Below are 24,776 nucleotides of genomic sequence, written 5' to 3'. Positions count from 1 at the left end.
CCGAGGGGCGGATCCGGTCATGGACCCTCGGCGGGGTCCCGGACGGCGGGGTCTACCCTGCAGGGGTGACCAGCGAGCAGATCTCCACGACCCCCGAAGACGGCGCCCCCCGCCCGCCCCGCCTGACGTACGCCGCCGCACTCGTCGGCCTGGAAGGGCTGGCGTTGCTGGTCGGCGGGGTCTGGATGGTTGTCCTCGGCGCGACGGGCCACCCCTCCGACCGGCAGCAGGCCGTCACCGGGGGAGTCACGGTGTTGCTGATCTCGCTGCTGCCGCTGCTCGCCTCCCGCGGCCTCATGAACCGGCGCAGCTGGAGCCGGGGGCCGGCCGTGGTGACGCAGCTGATGGCCCTGCCCGTGGCCTACAACCTGCTGCGCGCCGACAGCGTCGCGATCCCCGCGGGCATCGCCCTGGCGGTCGTCGCGGTCGCCGCGCTGGTGCTGCTGGTCAATCCGGAGACGACCCGGGCTCTCGGCATCAAGGGCCCGGCCGGCGCCCAGGACGGCGAGCGGTAGCTCCGCCCGGGGCGCTTTCGGGTGTCCTACTCCTCCACCAGCAGCTTCTCGCGCAGCTGGGCCAGCGTGCGGGCCAGCAGCCGGGACACGTGCATCTGGGAGATCCCCACCTCCTGCGCGATCTGCGACTGCGTCATGTTGCCGAAGAAACGCAGCAGCAGGATGCGCTTCTCGCGCGGCGGCAGGTCCTCCAGCAGAGGCTTGAGGGACTCGCGGTACTCGACGCCCTCCAGCGCCTCGTCCTCCGCGCCGAGGGTGTCGGCCACGGCCGGGGACTCGTCGTCGGTGTCGGGGACGTCCAGGGACAGCGTGGAGTACGCGTTGGCCGACTCCAGGCCCTCCAGGACCTCTTCCTCCGAGATCGCCAGCCTCTCGGCCAGCTCGTGCACCGTCGGGGAGCGACCGTGCTGCTGGGACAGCTCCGCCGTCGCCGTCGTCAGCGCGAGCCGCAGCTCCTGGAGCCGACGCGGCACGCGCACCGCCCAGCCCTTGTCGCGGAAGTGCCGCTTGATCTCGCCGACGACCGTCGGGGTCGCGTACGTCGAGAACTCCACGCCGCGGTCCGGGTCGAAACGGTCGACCGACTTGATGAGGCCGATCGTGGCGACCTGTGTGAGATCGTCCAGGGGCTCGCCGCGGTTGCGGAAGCGGCGTGCCAGGTGCTCGACGAGCGGCAGGTGCATGCGGACCAGCCGGTTGCGCAGTTCCGCGTACTCCGGGCTGCCGTCCGGCAGCGTGCGCAGCTCCAGGAACAGGGCCCGCGCCCCGCTGCGGTCCTGCGGGTCGTGCCGCGTGCCCTGCGTCCTGGGCACGCTCAGCCCGTCTCCCTCGGAGTTTCGCTCGTGCTCGCTCATCGTCCCGCCCGTCGCCCTTCCCGGCGCCCCCGCCTCCTTCCCCGCCCGCGACCTCGCGCGCGTGGGGGGCCCGTCCTGGGCGGGCGAGACCCCGGTCCGCCCGTCCGGAGGCGCACTCTGCGCGGCGCCGTCCCGGCCTTCCCGCCCGTCGCCCGGCAGGACGGCCCAGCCGGCCTCGTCCTCCGGATGCGGCCTGGCCTGCTCGGGAATGCCGTCGATGCCGTCCATGCGCCGGGATGCGCTCGCGCTGCCCTCGGCCGAACCCCCGGCCGACAGCTCCCGTGTGCCGCGCTCTTCGTCCCGCACCGGCCCGTCCCCGTTCCTCACGCCGGCCCGGGTCCCGCGCCGCGCTGTTTGTAGAGGCTGATCGAAACGGTTCTGTCCTCGTCCACGGCGGAGGAGACCTTGCCCGCGAGCGCGGACAGCACCGTCCACGCGAAGGTGTCGCGGGCGGGCGCGTGGCCGTCCGTGGTCGGGGCCGAGACGGTGACCTCGAGAGAGTCGTCGACCAGCCGGAAGACACAACTGAGCACCGAGCCGGGCACGGCCTGCTGCAGCAGGATCGCGCAGGCCTCGTCGACGGCGATGCGCAAGTCCTCGATCTCGTCGAGGGTGAAGTCCAAACGGGCCGCGAGACCGGCCGTGGCCGTACGCAGCACCGACAGGTAGGCACCCGCGGCCGGCAGCCGGACTTCGACGAAGTCCTGGGTCGCGGGCTCGCCTGCGATCTGGGACACCCTCACCTCCATGGTGGTACAAGCATTACAGGGCCGAGGGTCGCCCCCCGGGACAACGCGATACGCGGTTCAGCGGTGACGCTATCGCGCTCCGAACTCCGCTGTCCCCGGGACCCCAACCCCTTGCCGTCACTCATAGTAAAACTATGAATACGCTCCGTGGCTAGGGGTGTGCGGGCCCAATTGGGAAGAGCGCGCGCCGCTTTGACGTACCCAGACGTCCAAGGGTCGAACCGTCCCGGCGTGTAATGATCCACTTCACACCAGTACGTGATCGACGAAGCACCAGCGCCAGTCCTCGCCCGGCTCGAATGTCCGCGCCACCGGATGGCCGGACTCGCGGTGGTGCCTGGCGGCGTGCCGTCCCGGCGAGGAGTCGCAGCATCCGACGTGACCGCAGGTCAGGCACAACCGCAGCTGAACCGGATGGGTGTCTTCCGCGAGGCACTCCGGACATGTCTCGGTCAACGCCTCGGGTTCCGGGTCGGGCAGCGCGTCGGTGTGCGTGCACTGTTTCATGATGGCCAGGTTACGACGGTTGTGCGCCGGGCTGCGCGGAAAAAGAGGGTGGGCGAGACGATGGACGTGATGCCGCTGCTGTTGCTGGTGGCGGGCAGTGCGGCGGTCGCCGCGGCCGGCCGGCGCACCCCGGTCCCCGCCCCGCTGCTGCTGGTCGCGGTCGGCCTCGCGGTCAGCTATCTGCCGGGCGTGCCGGACTACGCCCTCGACCCGCACGTCGTACTGCCGCTGCTGCTGCCCCCGCTGCTGCACCTGGCGGCCACCGACAGTTCGTATCTCGACCTGCGGGCGCAGATCCGCCCGGTGGCGCTGCTGTCCGTGGGCTACGTGCTGTTCGCGACCTTCGCCGTCGGCTGGGCCCTGTACCTGATCGTGCCCGACCTGCCACTGCCGGCGGCGCTGGTGTTCGGCGCGGTGGTGGCACCGCCGGACGCGGTCGCGGCGACGGCGGTGGCACGCCGCGTGGGGCTGCCCTCGCGGATCACGACCGTGCTGCAGGGCGAGTCGCTGCTGAACGACGCCACCGCCATCACCGCGTACAAGGTCGCGCTGGCGGCGGCCGTCGGCGAGGGCGCCACCTGGGGCGGCGGCATCACCGAGTTCCTGGTCGCGGCGTTCGGCGGGGTCGGCGTCGGGCTGGTGCTCATGCTGCCGATCCACTGGCTGCGCACGCACGTGCGTGAAGCCCTGCTGAAGAACACGCTGTCCCTGCTGATCCCGTTCGTCGCCTACGCGGCGGCCGAGCAGGTGCACGCCTCGGGCGTCCTCGCCGTGGTGGTCGTCGCGCTCCGGCTCGGGCACCGCGCGTGGGAGGTCGATTTCGCCACCCGGCTCCAGGAGGACGCCGTGTGGAAGATGGTCGCGTTCGTCCTGGAGTCGAGCGTGTTCGCGCTCATCGGGCTGCAACTCCCGGTCGTGGCCGGCGAACTCGACGAGTACGCGGGAGCCGACGCCGCCCGGTACGCGCTCGTCGTCTTCCTGGTGGTCGTGGCGGTGCGGTTCGTATGGGTCTACCCGGCCGTGTTCCTGCCGCGGATGCTGTCGGCGCGGATCCGCGAGCGGGAGGAGGACCCCACCTGGAGGGGGCCGGCCGTCACCTCGTGGGCCGGCATGCGGGGGGTGGTGTCCCTCGCCATCGCCTTCTCCATCCCGCTCACCGTGCACGGCGGCGAGCCCTTCCCGCAACGCAACCTCATCCTGTTCCTGACCTTCACGACGGTCATCGGCACCCTCGTCGTGCAAGGGCTGACGCTGCCCCCGCTGATCCGGCTGCTGAAGTTCCCCGCACGCGACCGGCGGGCCGAGACCCTCGCCGAGGGGAACGCCCAGGCGCAGGCCTCCCGGGCGGCCGAGCGGCGCCTGGACGAGCTCCTCGCCGAAGAGCGCAACTTCCTGCCGGGGCCGCTCGCCGACCGGCTGCGTGCGGCCCTGGAGCGGCGCCGTGACGCCGTCTGGGAGCGTCTCGGCCAGGTCAACCCCGTCACCGGCGAAAGCGTCGACGACACCTACCGGCGGCTCGCGGGCGAGATGATCGGCGCCGAACGCGAGGTGTTCGTCACGCTTCGGGACGGCCGCTACATCGACGACGAGATGCTGCGGACGCTGCTGCGCAGGCTGGACCTGGAGGAGGCGGCGGCGTACCGGGAGGCGCGGTGAGCGCCCCGCGTACGGAGGACGAACGCTCCGGGGAAGGGGCGGTCAGGGGAAGGGACGGCCGGTGATCACGGCCGCCAGAGCGGTCCCGCGCGGGAAGGCGCCCTCGTCTGCCAGAGCGACAAGGCCATACAGCAACTTGGCGACATAGAAACGTTCCACGGGCAGGCCGTGGCGCTGTTCGAAGTCGGCCGCGAAGGAGTCGAGTGCGGGGGTGGTACGGGCGTAACCGCCGAAGTGGAAGCGCTCGTCCAGGGACCACGAGCCGCTGATGCCGCCGAAGGCGCGCTCCTGGAGGGCCTCGATGTCCGGGCCGAGGCAGCCGCCCCTGAGGACCGGTATCCCGAGCGCGCGGCTGCCGTGCGGCAGTCCGGCGGCGAGCCCGGCCAGTGTGCCGCCGGTGCCGCAGGCGACCGCGGCGACGTCGGCGCGGCCGGCCAGTTCCGCGCCCAGAGCGCGGCAGCCGCGCGCGGCGAGATGATTGCTGCCGCCCTCGGGGACCACGTACGCGCCGCCGGCGTCCGCCGCGCGCAGGACGGCTGCCAGCACCTCCGGCTCGGTCTTGCGGCGGTACGTCGATCTGTCGACGAAAAGCAGCCGCATACCGTCGGCGGCGCAGCGCGCCAGCGAGGGGTTGAGGGGGCGGTCGGCCAGTTCGTGGCCGCGCACCACACCGACCGTGGACAGGCCGAGCAGCCGCCCGGCGGCTGCCGTGGCCCTGAGGTGGTTGGAGTAGGCGCCGCCGAAGGTGACGACGGTACGGCCGGCCGCCGCCGCGAGGTTGGGCGCCAGCTTGCGCCACTTGTTGCCGATCAGCTCCGGGTGGATCAGGTCGTCCCGCTTCAGCAGCAGCCGTACGCCGTGCCGCTCGAAGCGGGCGTCCAGCACCTCCTGCAGGGGCGAGGGCAGCCGGGGGCGCAGGGTGGTGAGGGCGGGCGTAGGGGCCGTCTCGGGGCCGTCGGGGCCACCGCGGCGGACGTCGGAGCTGCGCATGGGCGTCATTGTCCCCCGGTGCGGGCGCCGACCGCGGTGCGGGCGGCCGAGGACGCGGCGGCCGACGACGTGCGCGCCGCACTGCGAGACCGCTTCTGACAGGTTTCGACGGAAAGTCGCCAGGTCGGACCGTCGACGCGGCGACCGGTGACCGTGAGTCGGTCCGGACAGCGGGGAAACGTCAGCACTTCCCCGGCGGTGACTAATCCAATCCCGCTCATTCGTGTAATAGCACGATCACTCCGAGTGATGAAAGGCTGTCACGCACAGTGATGCATGGCGCATGCCGCGCCGGAGCACGACCGAGAAGGGCAATTCTTTATGTCGGTAGGCGAAGAGGTTCACGCCGAGGAGTCCAGGGCGCAGCAGAGCCTTGGTACGGCGGCGGCGCGAAACCTGGCCACCACGACCAAGTCCGTGCCTCAGATGCAGGAGATCAGCTCCCGCTGGCTGCTGCGCACGCTGCCTTGGGTCGACGTGCAGGGCGGCACGTACCGAGTGAACCGGCGACTGACCCATGCCGTGGGGGACGGTCGGATCACCTTCGTGAAAACGGGTGACCACGTCGAGGTCATCCCCGCCGAACTGGGTGAACTGCCCGCACTGCGGTCGTACGAGGATCTCGAGGTGCTGTCGGAACTGGCCCGGCGCTGCCGGCAGCAGCAGTTCGCCCCGGGCGAGGTGATCGCCTCGTTCGGCAGCCGGACCGACGAGGTGTTCCTCCTCGCGCACGGCAGGGTGGAGAAGACCGGCACCGGTCCGTACGGCGACGAAGCGGTCCTGGGAGTCCTCGCCGACGGCGCCTACTTCGGTGACCGCGCGCTGCTCGACGCGGACGCCATCTGGGACTACACGGCCCGCGCGGTCACGGCCTGCACGGTCCTCGTACTGCCCCGGGAAGACGTCGAACAGGTCGCGGAACGCTCGGAGTCCCTACGGGTTCACATCGACGGGCAGCGCCCGATCCCAGGGCAGCGCACCAACAGGTACGGCGAGCAGGAGATCGCCCTGGCCGCCGGCCACTCCGGCGAGCCGGACATCCCGCACACGTTCGTCGACTACGAGGCCAGCCCGCGGGAGTACGAACTGAGCGTCGCCCAAACCGTACTGCGGGTGCACACGCGCGTGGCCGACCTCTACAACCAGCCCATGAACCAGACCGAGCAGCAGTTACGGCTCACCGTGGAGGCGCTGAAGGAGCGCCAGGAGCACGAGCTCGTCAACAACCGGGACTTCGGGCTCATGCACAACTGCGAGTACGACCAGCGCATCCAGCCGCATGACGGGGTGCCGAGCCCGGACGACATGGACGAGCTGCTCAGCAGGCGCCGCGGCACCAAGCTGCTCCTGGCCCACCCGCGCGCGATCGCCGCGTTCGGCCGTGAGCTCAACAAACGCGGACTCGTCCCGGAGACGATCGACGTCGCCGGCAACCGCATCCCGACCTGGCGCGGTGTCCCGATCTACCCGTGCAACAAGATCCCGGTCAGCGAGGCGCGTACGTCGTCGATCATCGCGATGCGTACCGGGGAGGCGGACCAGGGCGTCGTCGGGCTGCGCGCCAAGGGCGTGCCCGACGAGATCGAGCCCAGCCTGTCGGTGCGGTTCATGGGCATCAATGAGCAGGCCGTCATCAAGTACCTGGTGACGGCCTACTACTCGGCGGCGGTGCTGGTGCCGGACGCGCTCGGCGTCCTGGAAAACGTCGAGATCGGCCGCTGGCAGTGACCTTGCCCGAGGCGGCCCCCCGTCCTCCGGGGCGGGGGCACGCCCGGGGCATCCACGCGGTGGCGGCAGGCGCCGCCGTCCGTGTGCCCGGTCGGCGGGCCCAGGGGGTGTGTTCATGACGGAGACGACGGAGTGTCCCCTCGGGGCGTGCGAGAGGCGGAGTCCCGTCGTGGCACACGAAGCGGCGGGGTGCGCGGAGCCGTCCGACGCGCAGGAAGCGGTGGTGATCCTGGAGCGGGCCAGGGCGATGGTCGATCCCGCGCTGCGGGCGGCCCTCATGACCCTGCCCGCCACCGTGCGGCGCGTCGCCCTCTACCACTTCGGCTGGGAGGACGCCGAAGGCAGACCGGCGCAGGGCAACACGGGCAAGGCGGTACGGCCCGCGCTCGTCCTGACCGCCGCGTCGGCGCTCGGCGGGTCCGGGGCGCGGGCGGCGGCCGTGCGGGCGGCCGTGGCCGTGGAGCTCATCCACAACTTCACACTGCTGCACGACGACGTGATGGACCGGGACGCCACCCGACGGCACCGGCCCACCGCGTGGACCGTGTTCGGCGACGCGGGTGCCATCGTCACCGGGGACGCCCTGCAGGCCCTGGCACTGCGGCTGCTCGCCGAGGACTCCCATCCCGCGTCGTCGGCGGCCGCCGTCCGGCTCGCCGACTGCGTGCTGGAGCTGTGCGAGGGCCAGCAGGCGGACACGGCGCTGGAGCGCCGCGCCCCGAGGGACGTCACCCTCCACGAGGTGCTGGCCATGGCCGAGTCCAAGACGGGCGCGCTGCTCGGGTGCGCGTGTGCGCTGGGCGCGCTGTACGCGGGCGTCGACGGCGAGGACGTGGCGGCGCTGGACGCGTTCGGCCGGCAGGCCGGTCTCGCGTTCCAGCTGATCGACGACGTGATCGGCATCTGGGGTGACCCGCGGTGCACCGGCAAGCCGGCGGGGGCGGACCTGGCGGTTCGCAAGAAGTCGCTGCCGGTGGTCGCCGCGCTCACCTCGGGCACCCCGGCGGGTGGCGAGCTCGCCGCGCTCTATGCGGCGCCGTGCGAGAAGGAGGGCATCGACGCCATCGCGCGGGCCGTGGAACGCGCGGGTGGCCGGGACTGGGCCCAGGCCGAGGCGGCCGAACGGATGAGCCGGGCCGTGGAGGCGCTGACGCGTGCGGTACCGGACCCGGAATCGGCGGGCGGGCTCCTCACGCTGGCCGAGTTCGTGACCCGCCGCACCAGGTGACCGTCGGGTGAAAGACAGTCGGGTGAGAGACAGGAGACAGGGGGGATCGAGACAAGACCGGACGGAGACGGGGGAAGCGGGCCCGAAGAGGGCAGGAAGCGGCGGAAGGAAAGAAGGACACCGGACGGCACTTCAGCCAGGCTCCGGAGCCACCGGCGCCGTGCGGCTCCTGACCCCGCACGACGGCCGGTGGCTCCCGCCCTGCGGGTCCCGCACTTCCCCACGGTGTGCGGGGCCCGCCCACCCCACCGACTAGGCTGCAACGGCCGCAGGACCGACAGCGGTTGAGTCGAAAGGGCAGGACATGGGCGTGGGCGTACGCAGGGCGGGGGAGAACGACCGGGAGCAGGTCGTCCGGTTGCTGGACGAGGCCTTCCAGAGCGACCCGGTGAGCAGTTGGGTCTTCCCCGGTGCCGAGTACCGCCGTGCGACGCACCACCGGCTCATGGCCGCGTTCACCGACGCGGCGCTGGCCGAGGGGTACGTCGACATCACGGAGGACGGTTCCGCCTGCGCGCTGTGGCTGTCCGTACCGGCGCGGGAGGAGCACGAGGCCGCAGGTGAGCAGATTCACCCGGTCGAGCAGGTGCCCGCGGTCGAGCAGGGGACTGCGGGTGCGCAGGACAAGGACGATTTCGCGCGGATACGGGAGGCCGTCGACCCGGACAACGAGCGCGTCGAGCTGATCGGGCGGCTCACGGCGGGCATCCACCCCTCGGGCCGCGCCCACGAGTACCTGTGGATGATCGGGGTGGCCCCGGACCGGCAGGGCGAGGGACTCGGCAGCGTGCTCATCGGTGCGGTACTGGACCGCTGCGACCGCGAAGGGCTGGCCGCCTACCTGGAGGCGAGCAGTGCCCGCAGCAAGGAGCTGTACGAGCGGCTCGGCTTCGAGTTCACCGGCACGGCGCTGCAACTGCCGGACGGGCCGCTGATGTGGCCGATGTGGCGCGAGCCCCAGCCGCCCCAGCCGCACCAGCCGCACTAGCGGCACCGGGCGCGCGCCGAGGTCCCGGAGGCATGGGGGCCGGGGGCGCCGGCGTGGAGGCCTCGGGCGGGGCCGGGGCCCGGGGGGATCGCCCAGGTGCCCGCGACGGGCGGACGGCGGTCCTCCGGCACGACCGTCGCCACGATCCGCTCCAGCACATCGATCGGCATGGCCACACCCTGGAGCGGGTCCCTCCAGACGCCCGCAGGCTCAGCAGGGCCAAGGCCAGGGGCCAGGACCAGGGCCAGGGCCAGGCCGAACGCCGACGTACAGCGGTAGGGCGGACGTACAGCGGGCGCACGGGCGTCCCGGTCGGCCTACGCTGGGAGCATGGACAGCGAGAAGAACGCGTGTCCCGTCTGCGGGAAGGCCGTCGAACAGGTCGTCCGGCGCCACAAGACGCTGGGCGCATGGGTCCCGGTGTGGGTTTCCGGGCCCTGCCGGAACCCCGAGTGCGAGGCGTATCCCGGCGACGAGACCGAAAGCGGTGAGCGCCGCGAGCAGCGGTTCGTGAGTCACGTCGCGAAAAGGCCCTGAGGTCATCGAGGCCCCCGATGCCCTGCGGCCCCGAAGTTCCCCGGGCCCAGGAATTGTCCGAAGCTCTGTCGAGAACGCCGAGCCGGCTCCGACGTCCCTTGTGCAAGCCGCCCGCGCGGGGCGGGTCGAAGCGAAGGAGCGGACGATGAAGTACCTGGTCATGGTGCAGGGCGCGCAGGCGGATTACGACGCGATGCGCGGCAAGGTGTCGGACACGTCGCCGGCCTGGGGCGAACAAGAGCTTCAGACGATGTACGCCTACATGAACGCCCTCAACGACGACCTGGCCGAGTCGGGCGAGCTCGTCACCGGACACGGCCTGGCCGAGCCCGCCCGGACCCGGCACGTCGGGCTCGGCACGGACGGCAAGAGCGTGGTCACGGACGGGCCGTACGGGGAGACCAAGGAACTCCTGGCGGGCTTCTGGATCCTGGAGTGCGAGAGCCTGGAGCGCGTCACGGAGATCGCCGAGCGGGTGACCCGCTGCCCCCAGCCCGCCAGCGCGCCGGACTACCCGGTGGTGATCCGGCCGATCATGGACGGCGCCGGAGACCTCTGCTGAGCGCCCGGTGCGACGTACGACCCATGTCGAGGACCTGCTGCGCAGACACGCGCCGCAGGTTCTCGGTGCGCTGGTCAGGCGTTACGGGCACTTCGACGCCGCCGAGGACGCCGTACAGGAGGCGCTGCTCGCGGCCGCCGGGCAGTGGCCCTCGGCCGGTGTCCCGGACAACCCACGCGGCTGGCTCATCAAGGTGGCCTCGCGGCGGCTGACGGACGCGCTGCGCAACGAGCAGGCACGCAGGCGGCGCGAGGAGAGGGCGGCGGCGCTCGGCCCGCGCGACGCTTTCACGGCCCCGCCACCCGGCGCCGGGCGCGTCCCGTGCGAGGACGACACGCTCTCCCTGCTCTTCCTGTGCTGCCATCCGGACCTGACCCCACCGGCACAGATCGCGCTCACCCTGCGTGCCGTCGGCGGCCTGACGACCGCGGAGATCGCGCGCGCCCACCTCGTCCCCGAGGCGACGATGGCGCAGCGCATCAGCCGGGCCAAGCAGAAGGTGCGCGGCGTCCGCTTCGGGCGCCCCGACCACTGGGAGCAGCGGCTGCCCGCCGTCCTGCACACCCTGTACCTGATCTTCAACGAGGGCCATACGGCGACGTCCGGGGCGCATCTCCAGCGCCGTGACCTGGCCCGCGAGGCGATCCGGCTCACCGGCCAGGTGCACCGGCTGCTCCCGGACGACGCCGAAGTGGCGGGTCTGCTCGCCCTGATGCTGCTCACCGACGCCCGCCGCGACGCGCGCACCGGACCGCACGGCGAACTGGTGCCCCTCGACGAACAGGACCGCGACCGGTGGGACAGGGAGGCGATCGAGGAGGGCGCCGCGCTCGTGACGAGGGCTCTGTCGAAGGCCCGCCCCGGCCCCTACCAGCTGCGCGCGGCCATCGCCGCCGTGCACGCCGAGGCGCCGACCGCCGCAGCGACCGACTGGCCCGAGATCCTCGGCCTCTACGACGTCCTGGTACGCATGGTGCCCGGGCCGGTGGAGCGCCTCAACCGGGCCGTGGCCGTGGCGATGGTGCACGGCCCGCGCGCGGGGCTGGCCGAACTGGCCGCCTTGGCCGACGTGTACACGGGCCACCGGCCGACCGCGGTCCGCGCGCACCTCCTGGAACGCGCCGGGGAGCTCGAAGCGGCCCGCACCGCCTACGAGTCGGCCGCGTCCCAGACCCTCAGCCGGCCCGAACAGCGCTACCTCCACGCCCGAGCGGCCCGCCTCGGACGGGCCGGGAGCGGACGGAGACGCGGGCCGTGAATCAGGCCGCGGCGCGAGGTCCGCGCGGCTGCCGGCCAGGGAGGGACGGGGGTGACGGAAGCGAACCAAAACGTCGCACGGTGTGGCGTCGGACGTGGTGGTGGGCCGTTTCCGTGGGTGTCGGGGGTGTCGGGGGTGTCGGGGGTGGCGGACGAGGCGGAGCCGTTTGTATGCCGATGCGTCGGCCGTCGCACCCTGCGGCTGGGGGACACGACCGCGCCGGAGGACCAGCACGGCCGGCAGCGCGGTGAGCCGGACCACCCCTGCAGCGAGTACGGGAGCCCTGCCCGCCCGAGGACCACGACAGCGGCCACTACGGCGTCGGCGACCACGGCAGCGACGTGGCGACACGGGCCGCCGTCGCGTGCGCGTCCGCGCCGGAACAGGCCCCCGGCGCCCCTCCCCGGGCCGGGATTGTCAGGTGCCCGTCCGCTCCACGAACCGCAGCATGTTCCCGGCCGGGTCGCGGAAGGCGCAGTCCCGCACGCCGTACGGCTGGTCGGTCGGCTCCTGGATCACGTCGGCGCCCGCCTCGCGGACCCGGGCGTACAGCGCGTCGCAGTTCTCGGTGGTGAAGATGACGCCGCGCAGCATGCCCTTGGCCAGCAGCTCCGCCATGGCCTGACGGTCGGCGGGGGAGGCGTCCGGATTCGCGGCCGGCGGTTCCAGCACGATCTCCACATCCGGTTGCAGGGGTGAGCCGACGGTCACCCAGCGCATCCCCTCGAAGCCGACGTCGTTACGGACCTCCAGGCCCAGCACGTCCCGGTAGAAGGCCAGGGCCTTGTCGTGGTCGTCGACGGCGACGAAGCACGTCGAGAGTTTCACGTCGGTTCTCGCATCCATGGCGGCACGCTACGCCCGTCTCGGCCGCGTGAACGTACGGGCCACGCACGCCGGGACCACCGCGCCCGCCTCGTGCCGGCGGGCCCGGTAGGCGCTCGGCGTCTCACCGACCAGCCGCGTGAAACGCGAGCTGAACGACCCCAGTGACGTACACCCCACCGCCATGCACACCTCCGTCACCGTCATGTCCCCGCGCCGCAGCAGAGCCTTGGCCCGCTCCACTCGGCGGGTCATCAGATAACCGTACGGCGTCTCGCCGAACGCCGCGCGGAAGCTGCGCTGGAAGTGGCCCGGCGACATCAGCGCCGTACGCGCCAGTGCGGCGACGTCGAGCTGCTCGGCGTACTCACGGTCCATCCGGTCACGGGCCCGCCGCAGCCGGACCAGGTCCTCGACACTCACCCCGCCAGGGTCGCACGAGGGCCGGACGGCGGGCGGGGCCTGTGGACAAACGGCTGTGGACAAACGGCTGTGGACGAACGACGGAGGGGCCCGGCCGGGGAAAACCGGCCGGGCCCCTCCGGGAAACCCGAGGTCCGCGATGGTGCACCGATCGCCGACCGGACGGGGCCGACGCGCGGGTCAGGCCTTCTTCGTCTCCCAGAAGATCTTGTCGATCTGGGCGATGTAGTCCAGCGCCTTCTGGCCCGTCGCCGGGTCCGTGGAACCCTTGGCGGCGGAGAGGGCCTTCAGCGTGTCGTTGACCAGCTGGTGCAGCTCGGGGTACTTCTCGAAGTGCGGCGGCTTGAAGTAGTCGCTCCACAGCACGGAGACGTGGTGCTTCGCGAGCTCGGCACGCTGCTCCTTGATGACTGTGGCGCGCGCCTGGAAGTGCGGGTCGTCGTTGCCGGCCATCTTTTCCTGGACGGCCTTCACCGACTCCGCCTCGATGCGGGCCTGGGCCGGGTCGTACACGCCGCAGGGCAGGTCGCAGTGGGCGCTGACCTTGACCTTGGGGGCAAACAGGCGGGAAAGCATGCAGCGTTCCTTCCTCGTGATCGTCTTCTCACGGGGGACATTACTCCGTGAGCGAGGGGATTTCGCGAGTGCCCCCGAGGGCTCGGGACAAAAGTCCGGGGTGAGGCTCCGGGGCGAGACTGGGACTGGTGGAGAAGAAGCGGAGGTGTCCGGTGATGCCGGAGTCGTTGCAGGGGTCGTCGCGGGAGACCGAGCGAGTGAAAGGGCTGCTGCCGTTCGGGCCCGCCGAGGTGACCGGGCCGTCCATGGTGCCAACGCTGCACCACGGTGACCGGCTCCTGGTGCACTGGGGGGCCGGGGTCCGGCCCGGGGACGTCGTCGTGCTGCGCCACCCGTTCCAGCAGGACCTGCTCGTGGTCAAGCGTGCGGCGGAGCGGCGCGAGGGCGGCTGGTGGGTGCTCGGCGACAACGCCTACGCGGGCGGCGACAGCACCGACTTCGGCGTCGTACCGGAGGAACTGGTGCTCGGCCGGGTGCGGTTCCGGTACCGGCCGCGCCGGGCCGGTCAGCGCTCGCCGCTCGCGCTGGTGCGCTGGGTGCTCTCGGCGGCCAGGCCGGTCTTCCCCGACCGGTCCGCCTCCAGGCGTTTGCGGGCGCGGTAGGCGGCCACGTTGGCGCGGGTGGCGCAGCGGTCCGAGCAGTAGCGCCGGGAGCGGTTGGTGGAGGTGTCCAGATAGGCGTTGCGGCACGGCGCCGCCTCGCACAGGCCGAGACGGTCCACGCCGTACTCGGTGAGGTGGAAGGCCAGGCCCATCGCCGCGATGGCCGCGTAACCGGCGGTCGCGTTGGACGGGTGGTCCGCCAGGTGCATGTGCCACAGGGGGCGCCCGTCGTCGTCGCGGAAGTCGTGCCCGGAGATCTGCGGGCTGACGGGGAACTCCAGCAGCAGGGAGTTCAGGAGGTCCACGGCGAGGGTCTCGTCGCCCTGGTCCGCCGCCTCGAAGACCGACCGCAGCCGGGCGCGGACCGAGCGGAACCGGGTCACGTCCGCCTCGGCGGCGCGGCGGGCCGCCGAATGGTTGCCGCGGAACAGGTCACGCACGGACTGGATCGAGGTCAGCACGTCCTTGCCCCGCGCCGGTTCCTCGGTGTTGACGAGACGTACGGCGTAATCCGAGTAATAGGCCAGTTCCACTTGTAGTCCTTACGGCGGGGCTTTATGGTCGTGCCTGCGGTCGAGTAACAGACGATCGTGCTTCCAGGGTATTACCTGGAGGGTCTTGCGTGGCGGACGCGAAGAGGGGATCGATGACGGACGCGGACATCACCACCACCGGTGCCGACTGGCGGGCCTGGCAGGAGAGCTGGGACCGGCAGCAGGAGTGGTACATGCCGGACCGCGAGGAACGGTTCCGGATCATGCTCGACATGCTGGAGGCCCTCGTCGGCCCCGCACCGCGGGTGCTCGACCTCGCGTGCGGAACAGGCAGTATCACCGCCCGGGTGCTCGCGCGGTTCCCGCAGGCCACCAGCACCGGCGTCGACCTCGACCCGGCGCTGCTCGCCATCGCCGAGGGCACCTTCGCCGGAGACGACCGCGTCACCCTCGTCACCGCCGACCTGAAGGACCCGGCCTGGCCGGCCGGGCTGCCGTACGACACGTACGACGCCGTCCTGACCGCCACGGCCCTGCACTGGCTGCAGAGCGAACCCCTCGCGGCCCTCTACGGTCAGGTCGCGGAGCTCGTCCGCGACGGCGGTGTCTTCATGAACGCGGACGAAATGATCGACGAGTCGACGCCCCGGATCAACGCGGCGGAGAGCGCGCAGCGGCACGCGCGCATGGAACAGGCCAAGCAGGACGGTGCCCTCGACTGGGCCGAATGGTGGCAGCTCGCCGCCAAGGACCCGGTCCTCGCCGCGCCGACCGCCCGCCGTCACGAGATCTACGGTGCGCATTCCGACGGCGACATGCCGTCCCCGGCGTGGCACGCGCGCGTGCTGCGGGAGAAGGGATTCGGGGAGGTCAGGTCCGTGTGGGCGTCCCCCTCGGACACGCTGCTGCTGGCCGTGAAGTAGTCGCCGGCCGGTATGGCGGGAGGGGCGGTACGGGATTCCGTACCGCCCCTCCTCGTCACTGGCCTGAAAAGACCTTCGCCAAAGGACCTCAGAGCACCTTCGACAGGAACGACTGGGTCCGCTCGTGCCGCGGGTTGGTCAGTACGTCGCGCGGGTTGCCCGACTCGACCACCACGCCGTCGTCCATGAAGACCAGGCTGTCGCCCACCTCGCGGGCGAAGCCCATCTCGTGGGTGACGACCACCATCGTCATGCCGGACTCGGCCAGGTCGCGCATGACGTCCAGGACGTCGCCGACCAGCTCCGGGTCGAGCGCGGAGGTCGGCTCGTCGAAGAGCATCAGCTTCGGGTCCATCGCCAGCGCGCGGGCGATCGCGACGCGCTGCTGCTGGCCGCCGGAGAGCTGCGAGGGGTAGTTCCCGGCCTTGTCGGCCAGGCCCACGCGCTCCAGGAGCTGCGTCGCGCGCTCCCTCGCCTGCGCCCTGCTCACGCCCTTGACCTGGACGGGAGCCTCCATGACGTTCTCCACGGCCGTCATGTGCGGGAACAGGTTGAACCGCTGGAAGACCATGCCGATGTCCCGGCGCTTCAGCGCGACCTCGCTGTCCTTCAGCTCGTGCAGCTTGTCGCCCCTCTGGCGGTAGCCGACCAGCTCGCCGTCGACGTACAGCCGGCCCGCGTTGATCTTCTCGAGGTGGTTGATGCACCGGAGGAAGGTCGACTTGCCGGAGCCGGAGGGGCCGATGAGGCAGAACACCTCGCCGGTCTTCACCTCCAGGTCGATGCCCTTGAGGACCTCGACGGGGCCGAAGGACTTGTGGACGCCCTCGGCCTTGACCATGGCGCTCATGCGGCACCTCCCGCCTTGCGTCGGTTCGACAGGGACAGCATGTTCGCCCTGACCTTCTGCCACGGCGTCGCCGGCAGGCTGCGGCTGGAGCCGCGGGCGTAGTAGCGCTCCAGGTAGTACTGGCCGATGCTGAAGACCGAGGTCAGCAGCAGGTACCAGGCAGCCGCCAGGAACAGCATCTCGGCCGGGGCGCCCGAGGTCTGGCCGATGTCCTGGGCGGCGCGCAACAGCTCGGGGTACTGGACGACCGAGACCAGCGAGGTCGTCTTCAGCATGTTGATGACCTCGTTGCCCGTCGGCGGCACGATCACGCGCATCGCCTGCGGGATGACGATGCGGCGCAGCGTCTTGGCGTGGCTCATGCCGAGCGCGTGCGCCGCCTCCGTCTGGCCCTCGTCGACCGCGAGCAGACCGGCACGGCAGATCTCCGCCATGTACGCGGCCTCGTTGAGGCCGAGGCCCAGCAGCGCCGTCAGGAACGGGGTCATGAAGTCCGACCACTCGTCCTTGTAGAACGGCCCGAGGTTGATGTACTCGAAGACCAGGCCCAGGTTGAACCAGACGATCAGCTGCACCAGGACCGGGGTACCGCGGAAGAACCAGATGTAGAACCACGCGATGGACGAGGTCACCGGGTTCTTCGACAGGCGCATGACGGCGAGCAGGATGCCGCCGACGATGCCGATCGTCATGGCCAGGACGGTGATCAGGAGCGTCTTGCCGACGCCGTCGAGGACCCGGTCGTCGAAGAAGTAGTCCGGGATGGTGCCCCAGCTGATCTTGCCCTGGGAGAACGCGTAGATGACTCCGGCCAGCAGGGCCAGAGTGACGAGGGCGGAGACGTAGCGCCCGTAGTGCCGGACCGGGACGGCCTTGATGGCCTCCGGTCCGGCCGGGGGCGTGTCCGCCGGTCCCGTCGTCTTGTCGATGTCAGCAGTCACGGGTGTTGCCTTTCGGTGCCCGCTCGCGCGGTCACTTGCCGCCGTTGATGGTGGCCGCCTCGACGGCGCCCTCGGCGACGCCCCACTTGTCCATGATCTTCTTGTACTCGCCGTTCGCGATCACGGCGTCCAGCGCGGCCTTGAGGGCGTCCCGCAGCTCGGTGTTGTCCTTGGCGACCGCGATGCCGTACGGAGCGGCCTCGACCTGCTCGCCGACCAGCTGGAAGTCCTTGCCGCCGCCGGAGTTCTTCACGGCGTACGCGGCGACCGGGAAGTCGGACGAACCGGCGTCGGCGCCGCCGCCGCGCAGCCGGGTCTGGGCCTGCTGGTCGTTGTCGAAGGACTCGATCTTGATCTTCTTGCCGGCCGGGCACTTCTTCGACTCGGCCTTGGCGAGGTCCTCGGAGACGGTGCCGCGCTGCAGCACGATCTTCTTGCCGCACACGTCGGACCAGGTCTTGATGCCCTGGTCGTCACCCTTCTGGGTGTAGAGCGAGACACCGGCGGTGAAGTAGTCGAGGAAGTCGACGCCCTCGCCGACCTTCTTGCCGGTCTCGGAGTCGACACCCTCCTGGCGGTCCTTGGTGTCGGTCATCGCGGACATGGCGATGTCGTACCGCTTGGAGCGCAGACCCGTGATCAGCGTGTCGAAGGTGCCGTTCTCGAACTCGAACGTCACGCCGAGCTGCTTGCCCATGGCCGCGGCCAGGTCGGGGTCGATGCCGACCGTCTTGCCGGAGCCGTCCTTGAACTCGACGGGGGCGTAGGAGATGTCGGAACCGACCTTGATGACGCCCTTGTCGCGGACCGACTGCGGAAGCCTGTCGGCCAGCGGAGCCGAGGAGGTCTTCGGCGTGTCGGAGTCCGAGCTGTTGTCCTTGGTCTGGTCACCGCATCCGGTGAGCAGCAGGGTGCCTGCGACCGCGATCGCACCGACCGCTGCTAGCCGGGAGTGCGCGGCGGTCGTACGACGGGTGGAGCTTGCGGCCATGGTGGGTTCCTCCGGCGGATGGGTGGAGTTGCCGATGGGGCGGGCGACCGTCGATGGGTTCGGCGGCCACCGTGATCGACGCGTGTCGACAGGGGTACAACGAGGGTCGACGTGCCATTGATGTGCTGCCGAGCCGTGCTGTCGACACGCATACACACCTTCGAGTGTCGCGACCTCGTGTGATTACGGCATCTTGCCATTCGGACTGCGCTGTTCAGGGGGGCGGCCATGTCAAAATCGGATAACGGGTGACCCCCGAAACACACCAGGTCGGCACATCACGACCGAACCTTTACGGGCATCTGCCCCCCAGGCCGGAAGATCTGCGGCATATCTCAGGATGTGGATGACGGCCCGTGTGCGTTAGACGGCCGCTCCAGCCCCTGTCAAGTCCGGGTGGCTAGCTTGCCCGATGTGCGCCTATGAGGCATGTCACGAACATCCGTGTCGAGGGCGTTACCCGTTTCGACGGGTACGGCTCCGGCACGAGTTCGCCATGTGACCTTGAACCGAATGGACTCGTCCGGGGCCAGGTCCGTCCGGTAAGAAGGTTGTTCACACCCCTCATCCGGGGCTCAGGGCGCGTGTGCGGCGCGCCCGTCGCGTTCGGCCCATTCGCACCACCGGCCAGGCCTTGCGCGGTGCCCGCCCACTCCTCACCAGGAGCGGCAACGAAAACCCTCGAACCGTGAATACCTAAGGGGTAAAACGAAGTGGCAGCGGAGATCGTCAATCCTCGCAGCGACAGCGAAGCCAGTACCGGGCTGGACGGCGGGGCGGAGCCCCTCCATTCCTTCGACCCGGCGTTCGCGCTGCACCGTGGCGGCAAGATGGCTGTGCAGGCCACCGTGCCGATCCGTGACAAGGACGACCTGTCCCTGGCGTACACGCCCGGCGTCGCGAAGGTGTGCAGCGCGATCGCCGACGAGCCCGACCTCGTCCACGACTACACGTGGAAGTCGTCGGTCGTGGCGGTCGTGACGGACGGTACGGCCGTCCTGGGGCTCGGGGACATCGGGCCCGAGGCCTCCCTTCCGGTGATGGAAGGGAAGGCGATCCTTTTCAAGCAGTTCGGCGGTGTCGACGCGGTGCCGATCGCGCTGAACTGCACGGACGTCGACGAGATCGTCGAGACGGTGGTGCGGCTCGCGCCCTCGTTCGGCGGCGTGAACCTCGAGGACATCTCCGCGCCGCGGTGCTTCGAGGTCGAGCGCCGGCTCCAGGAGGAGCTGGACATCCCGGTCTTCCACGACGACCAGCACGGCACGGCCGTCGTCACGCTGGCCGCCCTGCGCAACGCGGCGCGGCTGAGCGGGCGCTCGCTCGGTGAGCTGCGCGCGGTGATCTCCGGGGCGGGTGCGGCCGGTGTCGCCATCGCCAGGATGCTGGTCGAAGCGGGCATCGGGGACGTCGCGGTGGCCGACCGCAAGGGTGTCGTCTCCCGGGACCGCGCGGATCTGACGCCGGTCAAGCGGGAACTGGCCGAGTTCACGAACAAGGGCGCCCTGTCCGGGTCGCTGGAGTCGGCCCTCAAGGGCGCGGACGTCTTCATCGGCGTGTCCGGCGGTACGGTGCCGGAGCCGGCCGTGGCGTCCATGGCCGAGGGTGCCTTCGTGTTCGCCATGGCCAACCCGAATCCCGAGGTGCACCCCGACGTCGCGCACAAGTACGCGGCGGTCGTGGCCACCGGGCGTTCCGACTTCCCGAACCAGATCAACAACGTGCTGGCGTTCCCGGGCATCTTCGCGGGCGCGCTGCAGGTGCGGGCCTCCCGGATCACCGAGGGCATGAAGCTGGCCGCCGCCGAGGCGCTGGCCGCCGTCGTCGGTGACGACCTCGCGGCGGACTACGTGATCCCGTCGCCGTTCGACGACCGGGTCGCCCCGGCCGTGACGGCGGCGGTCGCCGCGGCGGCGCGGGCGGAAGGCGTCGCGCGGCGCTGAGCTGGGGCGCCGAGTGGCCGCGGCCGGCTTCGGCCGGCCGGCCGAGTGGCCCCGCCCGTCAGGGGCGGGGCCGCTTCTCCTGCCCGCTGCTTCGAGGCGCACGTGCGGTCGCCCGGCAAGAGGGCGTGTGTCACAGGGCCCGGTGGTTCCTTCGGCCCGGCGCAAAACCGTAGGGTCGGGGCATGTTCGCTGCCTATGCCGCCCGAATCGACCGTGACCAGCCGCTCTCCGGTCTGGAGTTGGGGGAGCGCCCCGCTCCCGAGGCCAGGTCCGGATGGAGTGTCGTCAACGTCAGGGCCGCCTCCCTCAACCACCACGACCTGTGGTCCCTGCGCGGTGTCGGCCTTCCCGAGGACCGGCTGCCGATGATCCTCGGCTGCGACGCCGCGGGCGTCGACGAGGACGGCAACGAGGTGGTGCTGCACTCGGTGATCGGCCAGACCGGACACGGTGTCGGCCCCCGGGAGCCCCGTTCCATCCTCACCGAGCGTTACCCGGGCACCTTCGCCGAGCAGGTCGCCGTGCCGACCTGGAACGTGCTGCCCAAGCCGAGGGAACTCTCCTTCGAAGAGGCCGCCTGTCTGCCCACGGCCTGGCTGACCGCGTATCGGATGCTCTTCACGAACGCCGGTGTACGTCCCGGCGACTCCGTTCTCGTGCAGGGCGCGGGCGGTGGCGTCGCCACGGCCGCGATCGTGCTCGGCAAGGCGGCCGGGCTGCGGATGTTCGCCACCAGCCGGGACGAGGCCAAGCGGAAGCGGGCCGAGGAGCTCGGTGCCGTGGCGGCGGTGGAACCGGGCGCCCGGCTGCCGCAGCGGGTCGACGCGGTCATCGAGACGGTGGGCGCCGCCACCTGGTCCCACTCCGTGAAGTCGCTGCGCCCCGGCGGGACCCTCGTCATCTCCGGTGCCACCAGCGGTGACCGGCCCTCGCACGCCGAGCTGACCCGGGTCTTCTTCCTGGAGCTCAAAATCGTGGGCTCCACGATGGGCACCAAGGACGAGCTGGAGGACCTGCTGTCCTTCTGCGCCGCCACCGGCGTACGGCCCGTCATCGACGAGGTGCTGCCCCTGGACCGCGCCCGGGAGGGTTTCGCACGCATGGAGGCGGGCGGGCAGTTCGGGAAGATCGTGCTCACCACGTCCTGAGCCCCCTTTCTGAGCCTGCCTGCTCAGCTCACTTTTCTGAGCCCGCGAGGCGTTGCGGCGGCCGGTCCGGCTTCGGACCGGCCGTTCTCATGTCAACTGTGGTTGACAGGCTGGGCGTGTCAACGTAAGTTGACGGCATGAGTGAAGCCACGGATCTCGCCGAGCGGGCGGGCGATCGTGATCCCCGGGTCGGGCTGCGGGCCGTCGCCGCGTTGCGGCGGCTGCTGGAGCAGTTGGAGGCCGTCCAGGTGCGCAGCGCGCGCAACCAGGGCTGGTCCTGGCAGGAGATCGCCGCCGAACTCGGCGTCAGCAGGCAGGCCGTGCACAAGAAGTACGGGAGGCATTGATGTTCGAACGATTCACGAAGGACGCCCGCGCCGTCGTCAGGGGGGCGGTCGAGCATGCCGAGGCGGCGGACGCGAGCAGCGTCGACGTCGAGCACATGCTGCTCGCCCTGCTGGACCGCGAGGGCAGTCGCGCCTCCTTCGCGCTGGCCGCGCTCGGGCTCGCCGAGCGCCGGGACTCCGTACGCCGGGCACTCGCCGAGGCGCGGCGCCGCGCCGGCCTGTCCCAGGCCGAGGCCGAGGCCCTCGCGGGGCTGGGGATCGACGTCGCTGAGATCGTCGCCCGCGTGGAGGAGGTGCACGGTGTGGGCGCGATGGCCGGCGACCGGAAGGACAAAGGGTGGTGGTCGGGGCGGCGCACCTTCGGGCGCGACGCCAAGGACACCCTCGAGAGGGCCCTGCGTATCGCGCTCGCGCGCCGGGACCGGCACATCGGTGACGAACACATCCTGCTGGCGCTGACCACACGCCCGGGGGTGCTCGCCGAGGTCCTTGCCGACCACGGGGTGACCCACGAGTCGGTGTCCAGAGTTCTTTACGGGGAGGGGCACGCGAAGGCGGGTTGAAGTTCGGCGGGCCGGGTTTCGAACTCGGTTCGGTGGGCTGAAGTTCGGCGGGCCCGGCTTGTGGGCGGGCTTGGTGGGCCGGGTTCGGTGGGCTGAGGGGGTTGCGCGTCAGAATCCGAGGGGCGGGGGAATCAGGGCTGGGGTCCGGTGAGCCGTGGGACCAGGGCGGGGGTTCGGCGGGGCGGCGTCGTCCGGCTCGGGCGGGCCGGACGACAAGACCCGCCCGAGCCGGTGGGTCGGCGTCGTCGGCTCAGGACTTCGGGGTACGCAGCAGCGCCGCTATGCGGGCCGCCGCCGCCGACAGGTGGTGCCGGGCGTCGCGGAGTTGCCCGTCCGTCACGCCGTGGTCGCGGGCCGCGTCGCGGATGTCGTCCCGGAAGCGGTCGAGCAGGCGGTCCAGGTCGCGGGCCGGGTCGCCGGTGGAGGCGTCGTGCGCCCAGGCCGGTTCGTACTCGGCGGGGAAGTCGCCCGGGGTGTCGGAGTACTCCGGCTCCCGGGGCGGCCCGCCGGCGCCGTTGGCGGGGCGGCCGTCGGCGTGGTCCCGGCCGGCATCCTTGCCGAGGTCCTTGCCGAACTCGCCGAACTCCTTCACCAGGTCCGCCAGGCCCTCGCGCATGCCGGTCGGCCAGTCGCCCCCGGTGAAGTGGTCCTGCACCTGTTCCTGGACGCGGCGGGCGATGCGCTGCATCTCCTCCTGCGTGTCCTTGACCTGGCGTCGCGCCCGCCGGGCCTCCTCACGCGCCCGGCGGCTTTCGTCCTTGGCGCGCCGCGCCTGCTCCTTCCACTCCTGCTTGACGCGTCGCAACTCCTCCTTGGCGGCGCGCCAGGACTCCTGATCGCCGAGCCCGGGAAAGTCCGCGGCGGACGTGCCCTTGTCGCCGTGAGCGGTCGAGGCGCGCCGGGCCTCGGTGGCCGCCGCCCGCATCTCGCGGCGCAGGTCGCCCGCGGCGCCGCGCACGTCCGCTCTTATCTCGGCGGCGAGCTCGGCCACCGACTCGCGGATCTCCAGCTCCAGGTCGGCCAGCTCGCCGCTGCGGTCGGACAGCTCGGCCCGGCCGGCGTCCGTGATCGAGTAGACCTTGCGGCCGCCCTCGCTGGTGTGAGTGACCAGACCCTCCACCTCCAGCTTGGCCAGGCGCGGGTAGACGGTGCCCGCCGACGGCGCGTACAGCCCCTGGAAGCGCTCCTCGAGGAGGCGGATCACCTCGTAGCCGTGGCGGGGGGCCTCGTCGAGCAGCTTCAGCAGGTAGAGACGGAGGCGTCCGTGGGCGAAGACGGGAGGCATGTCAGAGCACCTTCTTGTCGGTCGTGCCGTCGGCCGGGGCGTCGGTGGGGTCGGTGGCGGCGGCGCCGGAGCCGGAACTGTCCCCCCGGCCAGGGCCCGCGTCCCGCGCGTCGTCCTCCCCGGCGGGCCTGCTCAGCAGGGCGATGGAACCCGAGACGGTGGTCGCGCGCAGTCGGGCGTTGCCCGCGCCGAGGCGGCCGGTGACCTTGTGCGTGCCCCACTGGCCGCGCACCCGGAGGCCTTCGAAAGCGTGGGAGATCGTCCCGCTCGCGGTGTTCGCCTCGACCTCGGCGTCCGCGGGGTGGGGCAGACGGATGGCGATCTCACCGGAGACGCTGGTCAGACCGACGTCGGTGGGGCCCTGCGGGCCGAGGTCGACGATCATGGAGCCGCTGACCGACTCGGCCCGCACGGAGGGGCCGGAGCCCTCGACCACCGTGAGGTCGCCGGAGACGGAGTGGAAGGTCAGGTCTCCCGTCACCGCCTGAGCCTCCAGGTTCCCCGAGACCGTGTCCGCGCGCACCGGGCCGGACAGGCCGACGAGAGTCGTGTCGCCGGTGACGCCCTTCACCACCGACCGGCCACGGATCCCGGAGACGACGGCGGCGGCGCCGACCACACCGACCTCCACACGCGTGTCGGCCGGAACGGCCAGGGAGATCACCGCGCTGCGCCGCCAGCCCTTGGGGTCCAGCCACTTCAGGAAGCCCTTCCAGGGCAGGTCCTCGTACGCCACGGTGAGCGTGCCGCCCTGTTGGGTCACTCTCAGGGGCGGGCCCTCGATCGCGGACACTTCCAGGCGGGCGGAACCTTCGTCCGTCCCCACGACGTTCACCGTCCCGTTGACGATGCGTACCTGGAGCTCACTCACGGAGCCGTCGAAGGTGAGCTTGTCGGGCTCCGTGACGGACCACTCGGACATGGTGCAGACCTCCTGGGTCGAACCGGACCGCACGGGCAGCCGGGAACACGCGACACGCCATATCGCGTCCTGTGTATTCACGATATATCGCGGACGGGGAAAGTCAAGACACCCGTTCCGGTGGTGGAGGTGGCGAGGCGGAGCCGGGTGCACGGCTGCAGATGACGTCCGTCGCCCGGGTCGTGTGGCCGGAGACGCACGAGAGGGCGATGAGGTCTTCGCCGACTTCCTCGCCCTCTCGTGTTCCGAAACCCGTGTGTCACGCGTTCCCGCCGACCGCCGACCGCCGACCGCCGACCGCCGACCGCCGACCGCCGACCGCCGACCGCCGACCGCCGACCGCCGACCGCCGACCGCCGACCGCCGACCGC

The 24,776-nt window shown here is 71.4% G+C and carries 29 protein-coding genes; 15 read left to right on the top strand and 14 right to left on the bottom strand.

Going from position 1 to position 24,776, the window contains the following annotated elements; translation table 11 throughout:
• Window positions 1-65 precede the first annotated feature (65 nt).
• Window positions 66-515: a hypothetical protein gene (locus tag ABZ354_RS21165; protein WP_358658901.1), complete on the top strand. Its 450-nt coding sequence runs from the start codon at window positions 66-68 to the stop codon at window positions 513-515.
• A 26-nt stretch (window positions 516-541) separates the two neighbouring features.
• Here the strand turns inward: ABZ354_RS21165 and ABZ354_RS21160 are convergent, their stop codons facing one another.
• The 3 genes from ABZ354_RS21160 to ABZ354_RS21150 form a co-directional block, all read right to left on the bottom strand.
• Window positions 542-1,675, bottom strand: a complete 1,134-nt coding sequence (locus ABZ354_RS21160; protein ID WP_358658899.1) for an RNA polymerase sigma factor SigF — start codon at window positions 1,673-1,675, stop codon at window positions 542-544.
• A gap of 17 nt (window positions 1,676-1,692) precedes the next feature.
• A complete protein-coding gene (locus ABZ354_RS21155) occupies window positions 1,693-2,106 on the bottom strand; it encodes an anti-sigma regulatory factor (RefSeq protein WP_073491347.1) in 414 nt (137 codons plus the stop codon).
• A 258-nt stretch (window positions 2,107-2,364) separates the two neighbouring features.
• Entirely contained in the window at window positions 2,365-2,625 is a 261-nt protein-coding gene (locus ABZ354_RS21150) for a UBP-type zinc finger domain-containing protein (RefSeq protein WP_358658897.1), read from the bottom strand.
• Between the two features lie 60 nt (window positions 2,626-2,685).
• Between ABZ354_RS21150 and ABZ354_RS21145 the strand changes: the two genes are divergently transcribed.
• Entirely contained in the window at window positions 2,686-4,281 is a 1,596-nt protein-coding gene (locus ABZ354_RS21145) for a Na+/H+ antiporter (protein WP_358659006.1), read from the top strand.
• A 42-nt stretch (window positions 4,282-4,323) separates the two neighbouring features.
• On the opposite strand, the gene ABZ354_RS21140 is transcribed toward ABZ354_RS21145, so the two are convergent.
• The gene (locus ABZ354_RS21140; protein ID WP_358658895.1) at window positions 4,324-5,271 is read right to left on the bottom strand and encodes a pyridoxal-phosphate dependent enzyme; all 948 of its coding nucleotides are present in this window, start codon (window positions 5,269-5,271) and stop codon (window positions 4,324-4,326) included.
• Between the two features lie 321 nt (window positions 5,272-5,592).
• Here ABZ354_RS21140 and ABZ354_RS21135 point away from each other — a divergent pair, with 321 nt between their 5' ends.
• The 3 genes from ABZ354_RS21135 (at window position 5,593) to ABZ354_RS21125 (ending at window position 9,215) form a co-directional block, all read left to right on the top strand.
• Window positions 5,593-6,999, top strand: coding sequence for a family 2B encapsulin nanocompartment shell protein (locus ABZ354_RS21135; protein ID WP_358658893.1), 1,407 nt, complete (start codon window positions 5,593-5,595; stop codon window positions 6,997-6,999).
• Between the two features lie 115 nt (window positions 7,000-7,114).
• A complete protein-coding gene (locus tag ABZ354_RS21130) occupies window positions 7,115-8,227 on the top strand; it encodes a family 2 encapsulin nanocompartment cargo protein polyprenyl transferase (protein ID WP_358658891.1) in 1,113 nt (370 codons plus the stop codon).
• Between the two features lie 304 nt (window positions 8,228-8,531).
• Window positions 8,532-9,215 carry a GNAT family N-acetyltransferase gene (locus ABZ354_RS21125; protein WP_358658889.1) on the top strand — a complete coding sequence of 228 codons (684 nt, stop codon included), beginning with the start codon at window positions 8,532-8,534 and terminating at the stop codon, window positions 9,213-9,215.
• Here ABZ354_RS21125 and ABZ354_RS21120 read toward each other — a convergent pair.
• Complete coding sequence (locus ABZ354_RS21120) at window positions 9,212-9,385, bottom strand: hypothetical protein (protein WP_358658887.1); 174 nt, start codon at window positions 9,383-9,385, stop codon at window positions 9,212-9,214. The genes ABZ354_RS21125 and ABZ354_RS21120 overlap by 4 nt on opposite strands.
• A 160-nt stretch (window positions 9,386-9,545) precedes the next feature.
• On the opposite strand from ABZ354_RS21120, the gene ABZ354_RS21115 reads away from it, so the two are divergent.
• The 3 genes from ABZ354_RS21115 to ABZ354_RS21105 all read left to right on the top strand — a co-directional run bounded on the left by ABZ354_RS21115 (window position 9,546) and on the right by ABZ354_RS21105 (window position 11,572).
• Window positions 9,546-9,752, top strand: coding sequence for a hypothetical protein (locus tag ABZ354_RS21115; protein ID WP_358658885.1), 207 nt, complete (start codon window positions 9,546-9,548; stop codon window positions 9,750-9,752).
• 145 nt (window positions 9,753-9,897) lie between these two features.
• Window positions 9,898-10,314, top strand: coding sequence for a YciI family protein (locus ABZ354_RS21110; protein WP_358658883.1), 417 nt, complete (start codon window positions 9,898-9,900; stop codon window positions 10,312-10,314).
• A gap of 7 nt (window positions 10,315-10,321) precedes the next feature.
• Complete coding sequence (locus tag ABZ354_RS21105) at window positions 10,322-11,572, top strand: sigma-70 family RNA polymerase sigma factor (protein ID WP_358658881.1); 1,251 nt, start codon at window positions 10,322-10,324, stop codon at window positions 11,570-11,572.
• 417 nt (window positions 11,573-11,989) lie between these two features.
• Here ABZ354_RS21105 and ABZ354_RS21100 read toward each other — a convergent pair whose 3' ends face one another.
• The 3 genes from ABZ354_RS21100 to sodN form a co-directional block, all read right to left on the bottom strand.
• Window positions 11,990-12,418 carry a VOC family protein gene (locus ABZ354_RS21100; protein ID WP_358658879.1) on the bottom strand — a complete coding sequence of 143 codons (429 nt, stop codon included), beginning with the start codon at window positions 12,416-12,418 and terminating at the stop codon, window positions 11,990-11,992.
• Between the two features lie 9 nt (window positions 12,419-12,427).
• A complete protein-coding gene (locus ABZ354_RS21095; RefSeq protein ID WP_358658877.1) occupies window positions 12,428-12,820 on the bottom strand; it encodes a helix-turn-helix transcriptional regulator in 393 nt (130 codons plus the stop codon).
• A gap of 180 nt (window positions 12,821-13,000) precedes the next feature.
• Window positions 13,001-13,396 carry a superoxide dismutase, Ni gene (gene sodN, locus ABZ354_RS21090; protein ID WP_003992892.1) on the bottom strand — a complete coding sequence of 132 codons (396 nt, stop codon included), beginning with the start codon at window positions 13,394-13,396 and terminating at the stop codon, window positions 13,001-13,003.
• Window positions 13,397-13,551: 155 nt separating this feature from the next.
• Between sodN and sodX the strand changes: the two genes are divergently transcribed.
• Complete coding sequence (gene sodX, locus ABZ354_RS21085; protein WP_358658876.1) at window positions 13,552-13,998, top strand: nickel-type superoxide dismutase maturation protease; 447 nt, start codon at window positions 13,552-13,554, stop codon at window positions 13,996-13,998.
• On the opposite strand, the gene ABZ354_RS21080 is transcribed toward sodX, so the two are convergent.
• Window positions 13,902-14,531 (bottom strand): CGNR zinc finger domain-containing protein, encoded by a 630-nt coding sequence (locus ABZ354_RS21080; RefSeq protein ID WP_358658874.1) that lies wholly within the window; start codon window positions 14,529-14,531, stop codon window positions 13,902-13,904. The two genes, sodX and ABZ354_RS21080, sit on opposite strands and share 97 nt — an antisense overlap.
• Before the next feature lie 113 nt (window positions 14,532-14,644).
• On the opposite strand from ABZ354_RS21080, the gene ABZ354_RS21075 reads away from it, so the two are divergent.
• Entirely contained in the window at window positions 14,645-15,415 is a 771-nt protein-coding gene (locus ABZ354_RS21075) for a methyltransferase domain-containing protein (RefSeq protein WP_358658872.1), read from the top strand.
• A gap of 88 nt (window positions 15,416-15,503) precedes the next feature.
• Here ABZ354_RS21075 and ABZ354_RS21070 read toward each other — a convergent pair whose 3' ends face one another.
• From ABZ354_RS21070 to ABZ354_RS21060, 3 genes are read right to left on the bottom strand one after another with little or no spacing between them, the layout of a single operon-like run.
• On the bottom strand, window positions 15,504-16,265 hold the full coding sequence (locus ABZ354_RS21070; protein WP_358658870.1) for an amino acid ABC transporter ATP-binding protein: 762 nt from the start codon (window positions 16,263-16,265) through the stop codon (window positions 15,504-15,506).
• Complete coding sequence (locus ABZ354_RS21065; RefSeq protein ID WP_358658868.1) at window positions 16,262-17,206, bottom strand: amino acid ABC transporter permease; 945 nt, start codon at window positions 17,204-17,206, stop codon at window positions 16,262-16,264. Before ABZ354_RS21065 ends, ABZ354_RS21070 begins: the two co-directional genes overlap by 4 nt.
• Before the next feature lie 31 nt (window positions 17,207-17,237).
• Complete coding sequence (locus ABZ354_RS21060; RefSeq protein WP_358658866.1) at window positions 17,238-18,197, bottom strand: ABC transporter substrate-binding protein; 960 nt, start codon at window positions 18,195-18,197, stop codon at window positions 17,238-17,240.
• Window positions 18,198-18,910: 713 nt separating this feature from the next.
• On the opposite strand from ABZ354_RS21060, the gene ABZ354_RS21055 reads away from it, so the two are divergent.
• From ABZ354_RS21055 to ABZ354_RS21040, 4 genes are all read left to right on the top strand, one after another.
• On the top strand, window positions 18,911-20,140 hold the full coding sequence (locus ABZ354_RS21055) for an NADP-dependent malic enzyme (protein WP_358658864.1): 1,230 nt from the start codon (window positions 18,911-18,913) through the stop codon (window positions 20,138-20,140).
• Window positions 20,141-20,322: 182 nt separating this feature from the next.
• Window positions 20,323-21,288 carry a zinc-binding dehydrogenase gene (locus ABZ354_RS21050; RefSeq protein WP_358658862.1) on the top strand — a complete coding sequence of 322 codons (966 nt, stop codon included), beginning with the start codon at window positions 20,323-20,325 and terminating at the stop codon, window positions 21,286-21,288.
• A gap of 137 nt (window positions 21,289-21,425) precedes the next feature.
• Window positions 21,426-21,635: an HTH domain-containing protein gene (locus ABZ354_RS21045; protein ID WP_014674937.1), complete on the top strand. Its 210-nt coding sequence runs from the start codon at window positions 21,426-21,428 to the stop codon at window positions 21,633-21,635.
• A complete protein-coding gene (locus ABZ354_RS21040; RefSeq protein WP_358658860.1) occupies window positions 21,635-22,198 on the top strand; it encodes a Clp protease N-terminal domain-containing protein in 564 nt (187 codons plus the stop codon). The genes ABZ354_RS21045 and ABZ354_RS21040 overlap by 1 nt, the downstream gene beginning before the upstream one ends.
• A 250-nt stretch (window positions 22,199-22,448) precedes the next feature.
• Here the strand turns inward: ABZ354_RS21040 and ABZ354_RS21035 are convergent, their stop codons facing one another.
• Both ABZ354_RS21035 and ABZ354_RS21030 read right to left on the bottom strand, forming a co-directional pair.
• Window positions 22,449-23,483, bottom strand: coding sequence for a PadR family transcriptional regulator (locus ABZ354_RS21035; protein WP_358658858.1), 1,035 nt, complete (start codon window positions 23,481-23,483; stop codon window positions 22,449-22,451).
• 1 nt (window position 23,484) lies between these two features.
• The gene (locus ABZ354_RS21030; protein ID WP_358658856.1) at window positions 23,485-24,405 is read right to left on the bottom strand and encodes a DUF4097 family beta strand repeat-containing protein; all 921 of its coding nucleotides are present in this window, start codon (window positions 24,403-24,405) and stop codon (window positions 23,485-23,487) included.
• 184 nt (window positions 24,406-24,589) lie between these two features.
• On the opposite strand from ABZ354_RS21030, the gene ABZ354_RS21025 reads away from it, so the two are divergent.
• A partial coding sequence (locus tag ABZ354_RS21025) for a hypothetical protein (RefSeq protein WP_358658854.1) occupies window positions 24,590-24,776 on the top strand: 187 nt, incomplete at its 3' end.

Source organism: Streptomyces sp. NPDC005925, from assembly GCF_040638805.1.
In the GTDB taxonomy this organism is placed as follows: Bacteria; Actinomycetota; Actinomycetes; order Streptomycetales; family Streptomycetaceae; genus Streptomyces.
Note: the sequence above shows the minus strand (reverse complement) of the source record. Positions and strands in the feature narration are given on the sequence as shown.

Coding starts and splice junctions, on each gene's coding strand:
- ABZ354_RS21150 (WP_358658897.1), bottom strand. CDS start 2,625: ATGAAACAGTGCACGCACACCGACGCGCTGCCCGACCCGGAACCCGAG.
- ABZ354_RS21145 (WP_358659006.1), top strand. CDS start 2,686: ATGGACGTGATGCCGCTGCTGTTGCTGGTGGCGGGCAGTGCGGCGGTC.
- ABZ354_RS21140 (WP_358658895.1), bottom strand. CDS start 5,271: ATGCGCAGCTCCGACGTCCGCCGCGGTGGCCCCGACGGCCCCGAGACG.
- ABZ354_RS21135 (WP_358658893.1), top strand. CDS start 5,593: ATGTCGGTAGGCGAAGAGGTTCACGCCGAGGAGTCCAGGGCGCAGCAG.
- ABZ354_RS21130 (WP_358658891.1), top strand. CDS start 7,115: ATGACGGAGACGACGGAGTGTCCCCTCGGGGCGTGCGAGAGGCGGAGT.
- ABZ354_RS21125 (WP_358658889.1), top strand. CDS start 8,532: ATGGGCGTGGGCGTACGCAGGGCGGGGGAGAACGACCGGGAGCAGGTC.
- ABZ354_RS21120 (WP_358658887.1), bottom strand. CDS start 9,385: ATGCCGATCGATGTGCTGGAGCGGATCGTGGCGACGGTCGTGCCGGAG.
- ABZ354_RS21115 (WP_358658885.1), top strand. CDS start 9,546: ATGGACAGCGAGAAGAACGCGTGTCCCGTCTGCGGGAAGGCCGTCGAA.
- ABZ354_RS21110 (WP_358658883.1), top strand. CDS start 9,898: ATGAAGTACCTGGTCATGGTGCAGGGCGCGCAGGCGGATTACGACGCG.
- ABZ354_RS21100 (WP_358658879.1), bottom strand. CDS start 12,418: ATGGATGCGAGAACCGACGTGAAACTCTCGACGTGCTTCGTCGCCGTC.
- sodN (WP_003992892.1), bottom strand. CDS start 13,396: ATGCTTTCCCGCCTGTTTGCCCCCAAGGTCAAGGTCAGCGCCCACTGC.
- sodX (WP_358658876.1), top strand. CDS start 13,552: ATGCCGGAGTCGTTGCAGGGGTCGTCGCGGGAGACCGAGCGAGTGAAA.
- ABZ354_RS21075 (WP_358658872.1), top strand. CDS start 14,645: ATGACGGACGCGGACATCACCACCACCGGTGCCGACTGGCGGGCCTGG.
- ABZ354_RS21070 (WP_358658870.1), bottom strand. CDS start 16,265: ATGAGCGCCATGGTCAAGGCCGAGGGCGTCCACAAGTCCTTCGGCCCC.
- ABZ354_RS21060 (WP_358658866.1), bottom strand. CDS start 18,197: ATGGCCGCAAGCTCCACCCGTCGTACGACCGCCGCGCACTCCCGGCTA.
- ABZ354_RS21050 (WP_358658862.1), top strand. CDS start 20,323: ATGTTCGCTGCCTATGCCGCCCGAATCGACCGTGACCAGCCGCTCTCC.
- ABZ354_RS21045 (WP_014674937.1), top strand. CDS start 21,426: ATGAGTGAAGCCACGGATCTCGCCGAGCGGGCGGGCGATCGTGATCCC.
- ABZ354_RS21040 (WP_358658860.1), top strand. CDS start 21,635: ATGTTCGAACGATTCACGAAGGACGCCCGCGCCGTCGTCAGGGGGGCG.
- ABZ354_RS21035 (WP_358658858.1), bottom strand. CDS start 23,483: ATGCCTCCCGTCTTCGCCCACGGACGCCTCCGTCTCTACCTGCTGAAG.
- ABZ354_RS21030 (WP_358658856.1), bottom strand. CDS start 24,405: ATGTCCGAGTGGTCCGTCACGGAGCCCGACAAGCTCACCTTCGACGGC.